Annotated in this window: 16 protein-coding genes; 10 read left to right on the forward strand and 6 right to left on the reverse strand. The window is 71.0% G+C overall.

Features of this window, described 5'->3' with window-relative positions; genetic code table 11:
- Positions 1 to 10: 10 nt before the first annotated feature.
- The 3 genes from OH768_RS13205 to OH768_RS13215 form a co-directional block, all read right to left on the reverse strand.
- The gene (locus OH768_RS13205; protein ID WP_406453271.1) at positions 11 to 868 is read right to left on the reverse strand and encodes an ABC transporter permease; all 858 of its coding nucleotides are present in this window, start codon (positions 866 to 868) and stop codon (positions 11 to 13) included.
- Between the two features lie 14 nt (positions 869 to 882).
- Positions 883 to 1,704 (reverse strand): ABC transporter ATP-binding protein, encoded by an 822-nt coding sequence (locus OH768_RS13210; protein ID WP_406453273.1) that lies wholly within the window; start codon positions 1,702 to 1,704, stop codon positions 883 to 885.
- Between the two features lie 150 nt (positions 1,705 to 1,854).
- A complete protein-coding gene (locus OH768_RS13215) occupies positions 1,855 to 2,310 on the reverse strand; it encodes a hypothetical protein (RefSeq protein ID WP_406453275.1) in 456 nt (151 codons plus the stop codon).
- Between the two features lie 45 nt (positions 2,311 to 2,355).
- Between OH768_RS13215 and OH768_RS13220 the strand changes: the two genes are divergently transcribed.
- The 7 genes from OH768_RS13220 (at position 2,356) to OH768_RS13250 (ending at position 9,631) form a co-directional block, all read left to right on the forward strand.
- Positions 2,356 to 3,039, forward strand: a complete 684-nt coding sequence (locus OH768_RS13220) for a TetR/AcrR family transcriptional regulator (protein WP_406453277.1) — start codon at positions 2,356 to 2,358, stop codon at positions 3,037 to 3,039.
- Between the two features lie 83 nt (positions 3,040 to 3,122).
- A complete protein-coding gene (locus OH768_RS13225; protein WP_406453279.1) occupies positions 3,123 to 3,734 on the forward strand; it encodes a TIGR03086 family metal-binding protein in 612 nt (203 codons plus the stop codon).
- Positions 3,735 to 3,867: 133 nt separating this feature from the next.
- Positions 3,868 to 4,656 (forward strand): DUF4142 domain-containing protein, encoded by a 789-nt coding sequence (locus tag OH768_RS13230; protein WP_406453281.1) that lies wholly within the window; start codon positions 3,868 to 3,870, stop codon positions 4,654 to 4,656.
- Between the two features lie 150 nt (positions 4,657 to 4,806).
- Positions 4,807 to 6,108, forward strand: coding sequence for a DUF692 domain-containing protein (locus OH768_RS13235; RefSeq protein ID WP_406453283.1), 1,302 nt, complete (start codon positions 4,807 to 4,809; stop codon positions 6,106 to 6,108).
- 113 nt (positions 6,109 to 6,221) lie between these two features.
- A complete protein-coding gene (locus OH768_RS13240) occupies positions 6,222 to 7,004 on the forward strand; it encodes a DUF4142 domain-containing protein (RefSeq protein ID WP_406453285.1) in 783 nt (260 codons plus the stop codon).
- Positions 7,005 to 7,121: 117 nt separating this feature from the next.
- Entirely contained in the window at positions 7,122 to 7,916 is a 795-nt protein-coding gene (locus tag OH768_RS13245) for a TIGR04222 domain-containing membrane protein (protein ID WP_406453287.1), read from the forward strand.
- A 134-nt stretch (positions 7,917 to 8,050) separates the two neighbouring features.
- Positions 8,051 to 9,631, forward strand: coding sequence for an alpha/beta hydrolase (locus tag OH768_RS13250; protein ID WP_406453289.1), 1,581 nt, complete (start codon positions 8,051 to 8,053; stop codon positions 9,629 to 9,631).
- A gap of 18 nt (positions 9,632 to 9,649) precedes the next feature.
- Here OH768_RS13250 and hemQ read toward each other — a convergent pair whose 3' ends face one another.
- A complete protein-coding gene (gene hemQ, locus OH768_RS13255; protein ID WP_406453291.1) occupies positions 9,650 to 10,381 on the reverse strand; it encodes a hydrogen peroxide-dependent heme synthase in 732 nt (243 codons plus the stop codon).
- A 4-nt stretch (positions 10,382 to 10,385) separates the two neighbouring features.
- Positions 10,386 to 11,816: a protoporphyrinogen oxidase gene (gene hemG, locus OH768_RS13260; protein ID WP_406453293.1), complete on the reverse strand. Its 1,431-nt coding sequence runs from the start codon at positions 11,814 to 11,816 to the stop codon at positions 10,386 to 10,388.
- 161 nt (positions 11,817 to 11,977) lie between these two features.
- Between hemG and OH768_RS13265 the strand changes: the two genes are divergently transcribed.
- Positions 11,978 to 12,931 carry a DUF4349 domain-containing protein gene (locus OH768_RS13265; protein WP_406453295.1) on the forward strand — a complete coding sequence of 318 codons (954 nt, stop codon included), beginning with the start codon at positions 11,978 to 11,980 and terminating at the stop codon, positions 12,929 to 12,931.
- 27 nt (positions 12,932 to 12,958) lie between these two features.
- Entirely contained in the window at positions 12,959 to 14,359 is a 1,401-nt protein-coding gene (locus OH768_RS13270; protein WP_406453297.1) for an FAD-dependent oxidoreductase, read from the forward strand.
- A gap of 30 nt (positions 14,360 to 14,389) precedes the next feature.
- Here the strand turns inward: OH768_RS13270 and OH768_RS13275 are convergent, their stop codons facing one another.
- Positions 14,390 to 14,716, reverse strand: coding sequence for a hypothetical protein (locus OH768_RS13275; RefSeq protein ID WP_019073947.1), 327 nt, complete (start codon positions 14,714 to 14,716; stop codon positions 14,390 to 14,392).
- Positions 14,717 to 14,841: 125 nt separating this feature from the next.
- On the opposite strand from OH768_RS13275, the gene OH768_RS13280 reads away from it, so the two are divergent.
- Positions 14,842 to 15,666, forward strand: coding sequence for a rhomboid family intramembrane serine protease (locus OH768_RS13280; RefSeq protein WP_406453299.1), 825 nt, complete (start codon positions 14,842 to 14,844; stop codon positions 15,664 to 15,666).
- Positions 15,667 to 15,669: the final 3 nt, after the last annotated feature.

Below are 15,669 nucleotides of genomic sequence, written 5' to 3' on the forward strand. Positions count from 1 at the left end.
GCTGTCAGGCTCAGTTCACGCTGTCGTGCCAATGCAGCACGCGACGCTCGACAACAGTCACGGCGAGCAGCAACAACACGCCCATCACCGCAAGGACAAGAATCGAGGCGTATACAACAGGGAGTTGGTTCATGGAGGAGGCCACACTGATCGCGGTCCCCAGACCCCCCGTAGATCCAGACGCCGACATCTCGGCGACAACCGCCCCGATGATCGACAGCGGAAAGACGATCCGCAGCGCCGCGAAGAGATACGGCAGCGCGTTGGGCACCCGCACATGCCACAGCAGTTCGACCCGGCTCGCATCCATCGTCCGGTAGACCTGCAACACCTGCTGCGGCACGGAACGAAGCCCCGTAGCCGTGTTGATGAGAATCGGGAAGAAGCAGATCAGCCCGGTGATGATCAGCTTGGGCATCGGCCCGAAGCCGAAGGCCACGACCAGGGCCGGGGCGATCGCCACCAGCGGGGTGACGTTGAGGACAACAGCGACCGGCATCACCGCCCGCCGCACCAGCGGGAGTTCGCTGGTCAGCACGGCGAGGACGAACGCTCCGACGAACCCCATCCCCAGCCCGGCCGTCGCCTCACCGAGCGTGACAAGGGCGTTGTGGACGTAGTAGCCGAAGTTGCCGGAGAGCGAACTGCCGACGTCGGACAACGGCGGTAGCAGATAGGGAAGTTGTTCGGCTCCCCACTGCCAGAGCCCGGCGAGGATCGCCAGCATCACGACGAGGGGCAGCCAGACGGCCGGACGGATCCAGCCGATCCGGGACCTCGGGTGCTTGAGGCTGAAGCGGGAGGGTTCGGTAGGAGGCTGGGTCCCGGCCGGTGCCGGGGCGGTGGTGCGTTCGTCGGCTACGGTCATGTTCTCGCCCCCACTCACGCGGCTTCGCTGTGCCAGGCACGCCGCAGCCGCTCTCTCACCAGGTCCTCGTACTCGTGGAACCGCCGTTCCCCGAAGAGCCGTTCACCGCGCGGCCGGGGCAGGTCGACGTCGATGCTCTCGACGATGCGGCCGGGGTTCGGTGCCATGACGACGACGGTGTCGGAGAGCCGTACGGCCTCGGACACGGAGTGCGTGACGAACAGGACGGTGGTCCGCAACTCCTCCCAGAGGTCGAGGAGTTGGTCCTGAAGGCTTTCGCGGGTGAACTCGTCGAGCGCCGAGAAGGGTTCGTCCATCACGAGCACGTCGGGTTGCAGGCCGAACGCCCGGACGATCGCGGCGCGTTGGCGCATCCCGCCGGAGAGCTGGGCCGGGAGCTTGTGCAGGGCGTCGCCGAGGCCGGCCTTGACGAGGAGTTCCTTCATATCGGGGGCCGTTCGACGCTCGGCGAAGTCGGCGATGCGTTCCCGGCGCCCGGCCGCACCCCGGTTGATCTTCTGGGGCAGCGTGACGTTCCGCAGGACGGACAGCCAGGGCAGCAGCGCGGGGCTCTGCGGTACGAGTCCGATCAGCTTGGCCGCGCATGCCTGTGCCGGTGTCACACCGTGCACCGACACCTCGCCGCCGTCGGGCTGTTCGAGCCCCGCGACGAGCCGCAGCAGCGTCGACTTTCCGCAGCCGCTGGGGCCGATGAGACTGACGAAACGGCCCGACGGCACCGTCAGGTGGACGTCGTCGAGGGCCGTGGTCGCGGCCGACCCGAACCCGTAGACCCTTCGCACCGACCGCAGTTCGAGTGCTGGCGTACCAGTCACCTTCACGCTCCCATCCATGTCGCGGGCACAAGTGCCCGATCCTGGAAGTCGGAGAGCGTGCGTAGCGAGTGCGACTGACTGCCACGCGGAAATCCGCTTAGGTGCCCCCGACCGTAGGAAGATTGTGTTTCGGGACACCGCAGTTGTCTGTTACGGGCGTTTTACGTCTGGCCGCGACGGGAGTTGGAGCGGGACGGCCGCGCTGCCGTCGTAGACGTGGATCTCGATCCCGAGGTCCGCCGCGGCGCGCGCCACCCAGCCGCCGAGGGCCTGCACGATCAGCTCGGTGACCAGGAGGACCGCGCGCTCGGCGGTGGGTACGGACTCGCGCAGCCAGAGCAGTTTGAACATGTCCGCCATGACCTTGTTGCGGTACGCGGGCTTGTACGCACCCTGGTTGCCGACGAGTTGGACGAGGACACGGCAGGCGGGGTCGATACCTTCGACCTCGACACGGCTGCCGTCGGGCAGCATCAGCGGCTTCGGGCGCAACGGGGTGCCGAGCAGGTCGCCGAGCGCGAGCAGCATGCGGCGTTCGACGGAGCCCTCGGCGAAGCGGCTCCACTCGGTGGGGGCGTCAAGGACGGTCAGGTGCACCCGCCGCATCCTAGGAAGTGTCCGTTTCCCCCGTGTTGCTTAGGGTGGACCACCATGAGAGCCGGCGCAGCGACAAGGACACCTGACGAGGGTGCGGGCACGACACGTCTCGACGGCCGGGTCGAGCGGGGCAACCGCACCCGGCGGCTGGTCCTGCGCCGTACCGTCGACATAGCCTCCGTCGAGGGCCTGGAGGCGCTGTCCGTCGGCCGGTTGGCGACCGAGTTGCGACTCAGCAAGAGCGGGGTGTTCGCGCTCTTCGGCTCCAAGCAGGAGCTACAACTGGCCACCGTCCGCGAGGCCGCCCGCATCTACACCGAGAAGGTCATCGGGCCTGCCGCCGAACTCCCCGCCGGGGTCGGCAGGTTGTGGCGGCTGTGCGAGCTGTGGCTGGAGTACTCGCGGGGGCGGGTCTTCCCGGGCGGCTGCTTCTTCTACGAGGTCGTCGCCGAGTTCGACGCCCGGTCCGGGGCAGTGCACGACGCGGTGGTCGGGGCGCAGCGGGACTGGGCGGCCTTCGTGGAGGGGACGATCGCCGGGGCGCGGGACGCGGGCGAGCTGCGGACCGACACCGACATACCCCAACTCGCCTTCGAACTGGTCGCGTTGATGGAGACGGCCAACGTGGTCTCCGTACTGCACGACGAGGAGACCGCCTACCGCCGGGCGCGCGTCGGCATCGCGGCGCGACTGCGGGGAGCGGCCACGGATCCTTCGCGGGTCCCGCAAGTCCCGTAATCCTCACGGCACTTCAGCCCCTGCGTCACTTCGGCCGAAAAATAAGTAGCACGATCGTTCGCACAGTTTTAGGGTCAAGCCCCATGACTGCCACCGGAACGGACATCGTCGAGCTCGACCGGATCGCCGTGTACGAGGCCCTGCGCGTAGTGGAGTTGGCACAGGAGGAGGACTGGGAGCGGGACACCCCCTGCGCGGGGTGGGACCTGCGGCGGCTCGTGGCACACATGGCCGCGCAGCATCACGGATTCGCGGCCGCCGCGCGCGGCGCGGGCCAGGACAGGGCGTACTGGCGGGAGCCGGAGGACATGAGCGAGCCGGCCCGGACTCACCGCGCGGCGGCCACGGCCGTCCTCGCCGCGTTCGCCGAACCCGGCGCCACCGAGCGGGAGTTCGCCCTCCCTGAGCTGGGCATGAGCTTCCCCGGACGGACCGCGATCGGCTTCCACTTCATCGACTACGTCGTCCACGCCTGGGACGTCGCCGCCGCACTCGGCACAGCGCTGGACCTGTCGGACGACGTCCTGGACATCGCGCTGACGGTGGCCCGACTGGTGCCCACCGACCCGGCCGGACGCGGCCCCGGGTTCGCCTTCGCCCCGGCGCTCGACGTACCGCCGGACGCCGGTCCGCTCGACGACGCGCTACGGCTGCTGGGCCGGACGCCGGAGCACTGGCCCGTCAAGAGCCACTGAACTCGCTCCCTTTACCTGCCCTTTGAGCAAAGCTGCCCTCCCTTTGAACAAGGCGACCTGCCCGCGCGTACCTCCAGGCACTGGCCACGCGTCAACTTCTCCAACGACCAGTTGGTTTCCCCGGGAGGCTCCCTTGCGTCGTATCAACGGCACGACCGTGCTCATCGCGGCTATCTTCGCCACCACCGGCGCACTCGTCTTTCCCGTGTGGTCGTACGCCGACCGCGCGGGCACCGGTCAGGCGAACGTGGCGGCGGGCACGGTGAACACGCAGTGGGGGCCGCTGACAGCCGCCGACCGGGATCTGATCGTGCGGGTGCGGCTGGCCGGGCTGTGGGAGCTGCCGGCCGGGCAGCAGGCGGTCCAGCGGGCGCCCAGCCAGGCGATCAAGGAGGCCGGGGACCATCTCATCGTCGGCCACACCGACCTCGACAAGCGGGTGCGGATCATCGCGGCCCAGCTCAATGTGGCGCTGCCCAACGTGCCGAACGAGCAACAGCAGGGCTGGCTGCGGGAGATGAGCGCGGCGACCGGCGCGGAGTACGAGTACAAGTTCGCCAACCTGCTGCGGGCCGCGCACGGCAAGATCTTCCCGGCCATCGGCGCCGTACGGAACACCACCCGCAACACGCTGGTGAGACAGCTGGCCTCGGACGCCAACCAGACCGTGCTCGACCACATCACGGTGCTGGAGAAGACCGGGCGGGTCGACTTCGACGCCATCGCCAACGGGATCGCGAACGCCTCCACCGCCAGCCCGACCGGTCCCGCCGCGCCCGTACCCGGTCAGGTGGCGCCCTCGGCACCGGCCGCAGAGGCCGGCCCGAACATCGGGGCCACCTCACGGCCGTCCCCGGGCGCGCCGGGCACGGTCAACACCGGGCGACCGGATCCGGTCGACTCGAATGGGGTGCTGGGCTAGCCGGCCAGGGCCCCGAACCTCAAATGTTGCTCTGAAGGTGACACGGCCGGGGTTCGGGGCCCGGCCCGGGGGCGATACCTCCGTCACACCGAACAGCGGTCATGTGGAGTGGATGGATTTCAGCGAGGACATCGAGGACGGGGACGGGCGATGGAACGACTGGGGACGGGCATCGGATGGCGGCCGGAGATCGCGGACGCCGTGGAGCACCTGCCGGGCATCGACTGGGTCGAGGCCGTGGCCGAGAACCTCTGCCCCGGCCATCTCCCCGAATCGCTCCTACGGCTGCGCGAGCGCGGCGTGACCGTGATCCCGCACGGCGTCTCCCTGGGCCTCGGCGGCGCCGACCGGCCCGACGCGGACAGGCTGACGGCGCTCGCCGAGCGGGCCGAGGCCCTCGGCTCACCGCTGGTCACCGAGCACATCGCGTTCGTCCGCGCGGGCGGCCCGCTGACCGCCTCCCCGCTTCTCGAAGCCGGCCACCTGCTGCCCGTGCCGCGCACCCGGGACGCCCTCGACGTGCTCTGCGAGAACATCCCCATAGCCCAGGACGCGCTGCCCGTACCGCTCGCGGTCGAGAACATCGCCGCGCTGCTCGCCTGGCCGGGCGAGGAGATGTCCGAGGGCCAGTTCCTGTACGAACTGGCCGACCGCACCGGCGTACGCCTCCTCATCGACGTCGCCAACCTGCACACGAACCACGTCAACCGCGGCGAGGACCCGGCCAAGGCCCTCGCCGAACTCCCAGTCGAGGCCATCGCCTACGTCCATGTCGCGGGCGGCGTCGAACGCGACGGCGTCTGGCACGACAGCCACGCCCACCCCGTGCCCGCCCCGGTCCTCGACATCCTCACCGACCTGGCGTCCCGCGTCTCCCCGCCGGGGGTGCTGCTGGAGCGCGACGACAACTTCCCCGAAGCGGCGGAACTGGAGCGGGAGTTGACGTCGATTCGCGGGGCGCTGGACAAGGGGCGGGGGCGGGCGCATGTCGCGGCTCCGACAACCGCACCGCATGCCTTGGCATCCCAGGCCGCCGCCCCCGCCCGCCAGCGTCTCGCCCTCGCCCAGGCCGCCCTGCTCTCCGCGCTGGTCGCCGGTACTCCGGTGCCCGAAGGGTTCAACCGGGTGCGGCTCGGGGTGCAGGCGCGGGCGCTCGGGGCGAAGCGGGCCGATGTCGTGGCGAAGGTGGCTCCCGAACTGCCGGAGATCCTCGGGGCGGCGTACCGGCCGGCCTTCCTCGCGTACACGCACACGCACCCGATGACTGGCGGCTACCGGCGGGACGCGCTGGACTTCGCCGGTCAGCTGCTGCTCTCGGGCGGCCCGGAGAACGCCGAGGTCAGGCGGGAGTTGCGGGCCTGGTGGCTGGAGCGCTCGGGGCCGGCCCCGCGTTCGACGCGGCCCGCGGTCCGGCTCGCCCGTGCCACCCGGCGGGTGCTGTTGCGACGCTGACGGGTCGCGGTAGGGCCGGGATGGGCCTTGGAAGGTGACAGTGACTCCAGAGTAATATTGCGGTTCCGCACGAGAAGCGCACTCACGTGCGGTGCCGTCACAGGAGGCACCCCATGCGACCGCGACCCCCCGTAAAGGGCCGAGGGATATTCAGTGGTACCGGCGTCATCATCGTGGGTCTGACCGCGACCCTGGCGGCGCTGATCTTCCCGGTCTGGTCCTACGCCGACCGGTCCGGGACGACCGCCAACGCGCTCAGCGACCAGACCGTGGCGACGCGGTACGGGCCGCTTTCCGCGCTGGACAAGGACTTCGTCACGCGGGTGCGGCTCGCCGGGCTGTGGGAGCTGCCGGCCGGGCAGCAGGCCGAGGAGAAGGGCACAACCGCCGCCGTGCGGACGGCTGGGCGGCATCTGATCGACGGCCACACGTTCCTCGACGAGCGGGTGCGCGATGTCGCCGCGCGGCTCGGGCTGCCGCTGCCGAACCAGCCCAACGCCCAGCAACAGCAGTGGCTCGTCACCCTCAACGCGGCACAGGGCGTGGACTTCGACCGCAAGTTCGCCAACATCCTGCGCCTCGCGCACGGCAAGGTGTTCACGGTGGTCGCCCAGGTCCGGGCCACCACCCAGAACTCCCTGGTCCGCGCCCTCGCCGACGACGCCAACACGACCGTCCTGGACCACATCAAGGTCCTGGAGGCCACCGGATACGTCGACTTCGCCGCGCTGGCCCGGGACATGGCCGCGAGCAGCACGCCCGCACCCACCACCTCCCCGGCCGCGTCCGCGCCCTTCGCGGACCCCGGCCAGGTCGTCCCGCTGACCCCGTCGGTCTCGCCGACGTACTCGCTGCCGCCGCCCGCCTCCAGCCCGCCGCCGTCGACGCAGCCGTAGCCGTGTTTCGGCTGTGGTCTGTTTTCGGACAAGCGGAACGTCACAGGCAGACAACGCTCCGTCCGAATTGTGAACAAGGCATGGCGGTCTCCTGGGCCTTTGGCATAGAAACGTGGCATGTTCTGGGTCCTTCTCCTGCTCATGGCCTGGGCCGTCGCCGGCACGGCGTGCACTCGGCTGTGCCTGGCCGCCGTCAGAGCGGCGGCCGTCGACGCGGACGACGCGGGCAAAGGACACGATCTGACGCTCTACGAGGCGGCGTTCCTGTCCGGCGGTCCCGCGCGGGTCGCCGATCTGACGCTGGTCTCCATGGCGCGCCAGCACCGGCTGCTACTCGCCCACACCGGCTGGGCAACCGTCGTGGACCCGCGCGGCCGGGACCCCATCGAGCGGTCGGTGATAGGCGCCATCGGGCCCGAGGGACAGTCCCGGATCGCCCCGGTGCGGGCCACCGCGGCGGCCACGGACGCGGTGCGCGACGTGGCGGACCGGCTCGTCGACGCGGGTCTCGCCGTACCGGACGGGACCCGTACGACGGTCGCCTCCGGGGTCCGGCAGGTGCGGGCCGCCGCGCTCGTCGTGCTGGTGCTGGGCGCTACCGCGCTGCTGACGCCGGGCGCCGAGATGCCGCCCGGGCTGGTCGCGCTCTGGTTCGCGCTGCCGCTCGCCCTGACGCTGAGCTGTCTGGCCATCGCGCGGGTCGAGGTGCACCCGTACTCGCACTGGGCCTCCCCGGCCGGTCAGCAACTGCTCGGCACGCTGGCCCGGCACGCGGGGGGCGGCGCCGACGACCGTACGTATCTCACCTCTGTGGCCGTACGCGGCATCCGCGCGGTCGGCGAACCGGATCTCCGGGCGGCCTTCGCGCACCGCGAGCAGTACCGCGAGCACTTCGACGAGTGGCGGCGCTGACCTCGGCGTGAGAGCGCGCCAAGGGGCGCACAGGGGTCATTGGGGCCGACACCGGCCCGACGGTGCTTGCCTTCGCCAACAAGCGAACGAAACATCCCTTTTGTTGCTGCCGTGCTCCGAAGGGATACGCCACCATGCGAGCCGCCGCCCTGTACTCGGCCGCCGGGTCCTTGCTCCTGACCGGCCTCACCGCCGCCCCGGCCACCGGCGCACCGGGCGCCGTCGAGTCGGCCGGCACCGCGGTCGCCGCCGCACACGCCCGCGCGAAGGGCATCGACTTCGGGAAGTGCCCCGACGCGCAGGACATGCCCGGCACCATGGAGTGCGGCACGGTATCCGTCCCGCTCGACTACGCGCACCCCGACGGCAAGCAGATCAGACTGACCGTCAGCCGGGCCGTCGCCACCCACAAGGACCCGCACAACAGCAAGCGCAGAGTCCCCCGCCAGGGCTCCCTGGTCTACAACCCGGGCGGCCCCGGCGCCTCCGGCCTCTACTTCCCGCTGATCGGCATGCTCCCCGAGTGGAAGCGCATCGCGTCGGCCTACGACCTCGTCGGCTACGCCCCGCGCGGCGTCGACAAGTCGGCACCGCTGTCCTGCGAGGACCCCAAGCACTTCTTCAAGGCGCCCTCGCAGTCGCCGACGTACCCCTCCGAGTCGTACAAGAAGGAGCGCATCGCGGAGGCCAAGGCCTACGCGCGCGGCTGCGCCACGCGCTCCGGCGGCAAGCTGCGGTTCTACAACTCCCTCAACAACGCCCGCGACCTGGACGTCCTGCGCGCCGCCCTCGGCGAGGACAAACTGACGTTCATGGGCGCGTCCTACGGGACCTACTTCGGGGCGCTGTACGCGACGCTGTTCCCCTTGCACGTACGGCGGATGGTGTTCGACTCGGCGGTGAACCCGGACCCCGAGCAGGTCTGGTACCGCAACAACCTCGACCAGTCGGCCGCGTTCGAGAGCCGCTGGGCGGACTTCCGGGAGTGGATGGCCAGGCACGACGACGTGTACGGGCTCGGCGACACGGCCGCGAAGGTGCTGCGCAGCTACCAGAAGGCTTCCGCGCGGCTCGCCGAGAAGCCGGCGGGCGGCAAGGTGGGGCCCGCGCAGTTGCAGGGCGCGATCCTGTCGGCCGGGTACTACGACGACTACTGGCCGCACACCGCGGCGGCGCTGTCGGCCTACCTGAAGGGCAGCCCCAAGCTGCTGGTGCAGCAGGCCGGGCCGACGCCGGGGGCGGCCGTCGAGGCGGAGAACGGCAACGCGGTGTACACGGCCGTCGAGTGCAACGACGCGGCCTGGCCGACGGAGTGGAGCGTCTGGGACCGGGACAACACGCGGCTCGCGCGCGTGGCGCCGTTCGAGACCTGGGACAACGTGTGGATGAACCTGCCGTGCGCGTACTGGCCCGCGCCCCGGCAGCAGCCGCTTGATGTGCGGACCGGGCCCGGGGAGCTGCCGCCGGTGCTGATCATGGCGGCCGAGCGGGATGCGGCCGCTCCGTACGACGGTGCCCTTGAGTTGCAACGGCGGTTGTCCGACTCGGTGTTGGTGACCGAGCGGGATGCCGGGACGCATGGGATCGCGGGTGGGCCCAACAAGTGCGTCAACGGGTATCTGGACGCTTACTTGTTGGAAGGGCGGCTGCCCGAGCGGCACGCGGCTTGTGCGCCGCATGCCGAGCCGAAGGCTGCGCGACCGGGCAGTGTTTAGTCTGCGCCCCTGAAAGATCTACGCCAGGCCTGCTACCAAGTCGCCGATGTCCTTGCGGCGGCCCGTGTAGAAGGGGACCTCTTCTCGGACGTGCATGCGGGCCTCGGACGCGCGCAGGTGGCGCATGAGGTCGACGATTCGGTAGAGCTCGTCGGCCTCGAAGGCCAGGAGCCATTCGTAGTCGCCGAGGGAGAAGGAGGCGACCGTGTTGGCGCGGACGTCCGGGTAGCCGCGGGCCATCTTGCCGTGGTCGGCGAGCATGCGGCGGCGGTCCTCGTCGGGGAGCAGGTACCAGTCGTAGGAGCGCACGAACGGGTACACGCTGACGTAGTTGCGCGGTGTCTCGTCGGCCAGGAAGGCCGGGATGTGCGAGCGGTTGAACTCGGCGGGGCGGTGCAGCGCCATGTTCGACCAGACCGGCTCCAGGGCGCGGCCCAGCTTGGTGCGGCGGAAGAGGTTGTACGCCTCCTGGAGCTGGTCGGCGGTCTCGGCGTGCCACCAGATCATGAGGTCGGCGTCGGCGCGCAGGCCCGACACGTCGTACGTGCCGCGGACCGTCACGTCCTTCGCGGCCAGCTGGTCGAACAGCTCCTGGACCTCGTCGGCGTATCCGGCGCGGTCCTCGGGCAGTACGTCCTTCAGCTTGAAGACGGACCACAGCGTGTAGCGGATGGCCTCGTTGAGGTCCTTGGCCAGCTTGCCCTTGTTCGGGACACGGCCGGACTCGGTGGTGGGGGCGTCGTCGCTCATGGGGCTATTCTCCCGCTCCGCCGGACGCGCCCGGCACCGGGTCGCCGGTCAGCCGCTCGACGGCCGCGTACGCGCTCGCGATGGTCGCCGGGATGCCGACGCCGTCGTAGGCCGCGCCGCACACGGCGAGGCCGGGCAGCTTGGCAACGTGTTCGCGGACGCGGGCCACGCGCGCGTGGTGGCCGACCGGGTACTGGGGCAGGCCGTCGGTCCAGCGGGTGACGCGGGTGTCGAGGGGCGTGGCGCCGAGGCCGGTCGCCTCGCGCAGGTCGTGGCGCGAGACGTCGACCAGGTCGGTGTCGTCTCGGTCCAGGATCGCCGTCTCGCCGTAGCGGCCCACCGAGGTGCGCAGGACCAGTACGTCCGGGTTCTCGTCGGCGATCCAGCCCCACTTCTGGGAGGCGAAGGTGGACGCCTTGATGGTGCGGCCGTCGACGGGGGGCACCAAGAAGCCGCTGCCTTCGGGGAGTTCGACGTCCGCGCGGCGGTAGGCGAGGGTGACCAGGGCCATCGAGGCGTACTCGACGGTGGCCAACTCGGCGGCGGCGCCGGGTACTTCGGCCCGGAGCAGCTGTGCGGCGACCGGTGCGGGTACGGCGACGATCACCCCGTCGGCGTCGAGGACGCGGTCTCCGGCGACGACCCGCCAGCCCGCCGCTCCGCTCCGGCGCAGCTCGGTCACCGGTGTCCCGGTGAGGATCTCGGCGCCCCGCGCGCGGACCGACTCCGCGACGGCGAGCGGAAGTTGGCCCACTCCGCCCTCGATGCCCATGAAGACCGGGCCGGTCTGCTGTGCGGCGGCGGCGCGCTCCTGGATGCCCCGGACGGCCTCGGTGAGGGAGTCGTGGGTCTTCGCGGCCTGAAAGAGCTGGGGGACGGCGGAGCGCATCGAGATGCGGTAGGCGTCGCCCGCGTAGACCCCGCCCAGGAGGGGTTCGACAAGGCGGTCGACGACCTCGCGGCCGAGGCGGGCCGCCACGTACTCCCCGACCGCCACGTCGTCGCCGATCTCCGTGCGCGGCAGGTCGGCGTCGCGCTCGATGCGGTGCAGGCCCTCGTCCGAGAGGACCCCGGAGAGGGCGGAGGCGGTGCCGGGGACGCCCATGACGTGGCCCTTGGGCATCGGGCGCAGGGCACCCCGGGTCCAGAGCGAGGCGGTGGCGGTGGCGGGCGGCTGAAGGCGGTCGGTGAGCCCCACCTCGCGGGCGAGCGCGACGGCCTCGGGGCGGCGGGCCAGCATCGACTCGGCGCCGAGGTCCACGCGGGCGCCCGCGATCTCGCCGGGCAGCAGTTTGCCGCCGACCCGGTCCGACGCCTCGACGACCGTCACCCGCACGCCTCTGTCCAGCAGCCGGTGTGCGGCGGCCAGCCCGCCGATCCCGGCGCCGATGACGACGACATGCCCTGTACCCGTACGAGTCTCCACTTCGCGCATGCCCCCAGCCTCTCAGACCCCACTGACAGTCCGACCCCGGCCCGGTGCCCGGCACGAGTCCCGACCGTGACCTCATCGGAACCGTTTTCGGCCAACGTCCGGCCCGGTCCCGGCGTCGAAGGTGCGTCAGTCGTCACGACGAACCTCGGGGGTACCGACCCATGCGCACACGACACTCCGTCCGGCCCGTCCAGGCCCTGGCCGGGCTCCTGCTGGCCTCGGCCCTCGCGCTGACCGGGTGCAGCAGCAACTCGGACAAGACCAGCGCGAGCGACGCGGGCGCCAAGGCCGCGGTTCCCGGCACGGCCCAGCAGGAGGGCGCCTCGGGCAGCGGCAACGCCCGGAACACCAAGTCCGTGCCGAAGCTCACCGCGAGCAGCATCATCCGTACGGCCTCGCTGTCCGTGCGGGTCAAGGACGTACCGAAGGCCCTCGACGAGGCCCGCACCACGACGGAGAACGCGGGCGGGTTCGTCGGCAACGAGACGACCACCCGCGACGGACAGGGCCACGAACGCACCCGGGTGGTCCTGCGGGTGCCCACCGACAAGTACGACGAGGTCCTCGCCGACCTGGAGGGCGCGGGCAAGCTCCTCGACCGGACCGCGAAGGCGCAGGACGTCACCGACCAGGTCGTGGACGTGGAGAGCCGCATCACCTCGCAGCGGGCCAGCGTGGCACGCGTGCGTGAACTGATGGACCGGGCCACCAAGTTGAGCGACGTGGTGGAGCTGGAGGGCGAGCTGAGCACCCGCGAGTCCGACCTGGAGGCGCTGCTCGCCCAACAGTCCTCCCTGAAGGACCGCACCAGCCTGGCCACCATCACCCTGTCCCTGTCGCAGACCCCGGTGGCGAAGGCCGCCGCCAAGGACGACTCCCCCGGCTTCGTGGACGCGGTGGCGGGCGGCTGGCACGTCTTCGTCACGATGCTGCGCTGGATCGCCCTGGCACTCGGCGCGGTACTGCCGTTCGCGGCGGTGGCGGCGCTGCTGGTCGTCCTGTGGCTGCGTCTCGTACGGCCGCGCCGGGCGGCGGCCGTGCTCGCGGCCACCGCGGTGGGCCCGCTGCCTGCGGCCCCGCCGGTGCGCGAGGAGGAGCAGGGCGGACAGGACTGAAATGATCGGTCCCCGTAGCGTGTTCGCATGGACATGAGCCGTGCGAGGGGTACCCGGGAACGACTGGTCGTCATCGGAGGCGACGCCGCGGGCATGTCCGCGGCGTCGCAGGCACGCCGCCTCAAGGGGCCGGACGAGCTGGAGATCGTGGCCTTCGAGCGGGGCCACTTCACCTCGTACTCGGCGTGCGGCATCCCCTACTGGGTGGGCGGTGACGTGTCCACTCCCGAGCAGTTGATCGCCCGTACCCCGGAGGAGCACCGGGCGCGGGACATCGACCTGCGGATGCGCACCGAGATCGTGGAGCTCGACGTCGCGGGCGGGCGGGTACGCGCGCGTGACGTCGATTCCGGGGAGGAGTCCTGGACGTCGTACGACAAGCTCGTGATCGGGACCGGGGCGCGGCCGATCCGTCCGGACATGCCCGGTGTCGACGCCCCCGGAGTGCATGGGGTGCAGACGCTCGACGACGGGCAGGCGCTGCTGGACTCGCTGGCACGCACGCGTGGGCGTCGCGCGGTGGTGGTCGGGGCCGGGTACATCGGGGTGGAGATGGCGGAGGCGTTCGTCAACCGCGGGTATAACGTCACCGTCGTCAACAGGGGCAAGGAGCCGATGTCGACGCTCGACCCGGACATGGGGCGTCTTGTGCACAAGGCGATGGAGGGCCTGGGCATCACCATGGTCAACGACGCCCATGTCACCGAGCTGCGCACCGGGGACGACGGGCGGGTGCGGGCGGTCGTCACCGAGGACGCGGAGTATCCGGCGGACGTCGTGGTGCTGGGGATCGGGGTGCGGCCCGAGACGGTCCTCGCGAGGGCGGCCGGGCTGCCGCTCGGGCAGCACGGCGGGCTGCTGACCGACATGGCGATGCGGGTGCGCGGGCACGAGAACATCTGGGCCGGGGGCGACTGCGTCGAGGTGCTCGATCTGGTCTCCGGGCAGGAGCGGCACATCGCCCTGGGGACGCACGCCAACAAGCACGGGCAGGTCATCGGCACCAATGTGGGCGGCGGTTACGCGACCTTCCCGGGGGTGGTCGGTACGGCCGTGAGCAAGGTGTGCGATCTGGAGATCGCGCGCACCGGGCTGCGCGAGAAGGACGCCCACCGCGCGGGCCTGCAGTTCGAGGCGGTCACCATCGAGTCGACCAGCCGCGCGGGCTACTACCCCGAGGCCTCCCTCATGACGGTGAAGATGCTGGCCGAACGCCGTACCGGCCGTCTCCTGGGCGTGCAGATCGTCGGCCGGGAGGGGGCCGCGAAGCGTGTCGACATCGCGGCGGTCGCCCTCACGGCCCGTATGACGGTGGAACAGATGACGGCGCTGGACCTGGGTTACGCGCCGCCGTTCTCCCCCGTGTGGGACCCGGTCCTGGTGGCGGCCCGAAAGGCGACCGCCAAGGTCCAGGCCGGTCCTCGTTGAACGTTCCTACATGTTCCGTGTCGAACGTTCCTAAGCCGTCCCGTTGATGCGGTCTATGGCCTGCCGTGCCTGCTCGGCCGGCGGCCTGGCCGGCAGCGAGGACACCGACGCGCTCGGCGGCATCATCGCGGCGGGCTGCGCCGCCGCCGCGGGCTTCGCGTGGGCGCCGAGCGCGTTGGTCCGCAGCCGGTTGCTCACCGCCTCGTCCAGGGTCACCGGCCGCTGCATCTGCGCGGCCAGGCGTCCCGCTTCCTGGCCGAGCCTGGCGACGTCCTCCCAGGGGAGGCGCACCACCAGGGAGATCTCGGCCTCGCCGTCGGGCGTGGCGGTCATCTGAGGGGAAATCCGGTCGTTCATCGCCTTTTCCTCACGTCGTCCCCGCGACACGCCTTCCCCGCACCGCGGGCGGTTGAGGAGTCATACGCACAGGCGGACGGCAGTGTTCACCGGTTCGCCGCGCGTATCGGGGGCACTAATCCCTTGTGGTGATCCCCGTCCATGACGTGAACCCGGTGCGCCGCACCCCTTGGGTGACGTACGCGCTCATCGCCGCGAATGTGCTCGTCTTCCTGGCCACGCCCGGAATGGCGGGTTCCGTGGCGGGTGGCAGCGACCTCTCGCAGCTGTGTCATCTCCAGGCGTTCCTGGACCACTACGCGGCCGTGCCAAGGGAGTTGATCCACCATCAGATGCCGCAGCTGGTCCCGACCGGTGCCGTGCAGAACGGCCCGGGAGGCGCCGGCTGCGCGGTCGCGCCGCCGAGCTACGACAAGTCGGCGCCCCTGAGCGTCTTCACCGCGATGTTCCTGCACGGCAGCTGGATCCACCTGCTGGGCAACATGCTGTTCCTGATGATCTTCGGCAACAACGTCGAGGACCGCATGGGCCACATCCGCTTCACGCTCTTCTACGTGATGTGCGGTTACGCGGCGGGCTACGGCTTCGCGCTCCTCAACGCCGACTCGGGCGACCCGCTGATCGGTGCCTCCGGGGCGATCGCCGGTGTCCTGGGCGCCTATCTGGTGCTGTACACGAAGGCCAGGGTGTGGGTCCTGGTGCCGTTCCTGTTCTTCCTGCCGCTGCGCCTGCCGGCCTGGCTGGTGCTGGGCTTCTGGTTCGTGCTGCAGGCGTTCTACTCGGCCGGCGAGGGCGTCTCGGAGGCCGGCACCGTGGCGTACGCGGCGCATGTCGTGGGCTTCCTGGCGGGCATGCTGCTGGCCTGGCCGCTCAAGGCGGGCACTCCCCCGCCGCCGGAACCGCGCGGCCTGCTGTTCGGCAGGCGGGCACGGCCCCGGCACACGTGGTGAACG

The organism is Streptomyces sp. NBC_01622 (assembly GCF_045209635.1).
Lineage (GTDB): Bacteria > Actinomycetota > Actinomycetes > Streptomycetales > Streptomycetaceae > Streptomyces.

Coding starts and splice junctions, on each gene's coding strand:
- OH768_RS13275 (WP_019073947.1), bottom strand. CDS start 14,716: ATGAACGACCGGATTTCCCCTCAGATGACCGCCACGCCCGACGGCGAG.
- OH768_RS13270 (WP_406453297.1), top strand. CDS start 12,959: ATGGACATGAGCCGTGCGAGGGGTACCCGGGAACGACTGGTCGTCATC.
- OH768_RS13205 (WP_406453271.1), bottom strand. CDS start 868: ATGACCGTAGCCGACGAACGCACCACCGCCCCGGCACCGGCCGGGACC.
- OH768_RS13220 (WP_406453277.1), top strand. CDS start 2,356: ATGAGAGCCGGCGCAGCGACAAGGACACCTGACGAGGGTGCGGGCACG.
- OH768_RS13240 (WP_406453285.1), top strand. CDS start 6,222: ATGCGACCGCGACCCCCCGTAAAGGGCCGAGGGATATTCAGTGGTACC.
- OH768_RS13245 (WP_406453287.1), top strand. CDS start 7,122: ATGTTCTGGGTCCTTCTCCTGCTCATGGCCTGGGCCGTCGCCGGCACG.
- OH768_RS13250 (WP_406453289.1), top strand. CDS start 8,051: ATGCGAGCCGCCGCCCTGTACTCGGCCGCCGGGTCCTTGCTCCTGACC.
- hemQ (WP_406453291.1), bottom strand. CDS start 10,381: ATGAGCGACGACGCCCCCACCACCGAGTCCGGCCGTGTCCCGAACAAG.
- hemG (WP_406453293.1), bottom strand. CDS start 11,816: ATGCGCGAAGTGGAGACTCGTACGGGTACAGGGCATGTCGTCGTCATC.
- OH768_RS13215 (WP_406453275.1), bottom strand. CDS start 2,310: ATGCGGCGGGTGCACCTGACCGTCCTTGACGCCCCCACCGAGTGGAGC.
- OH768_RS13265 (WP_406453295.1), top strand. CDS start 11,978: ATGCGCACACGACACTCCGTCCGGCCCGTCCAGGCCCTGGCCGGGCTC.
- OH768_RS13235 (WP_406453283.1), top strand. CDS start 4,807: ATGGAACGACTGGGGACGGGCATCGGATGGCGGCCGGAGATCGCGGAC.
- OH768_RS13225 (WP_406453279.1), top strand. CDS start 3,123: ATGACTGCCACCGGAACGGACATCGTCGAGCTCGACCGGATCGCCGTG.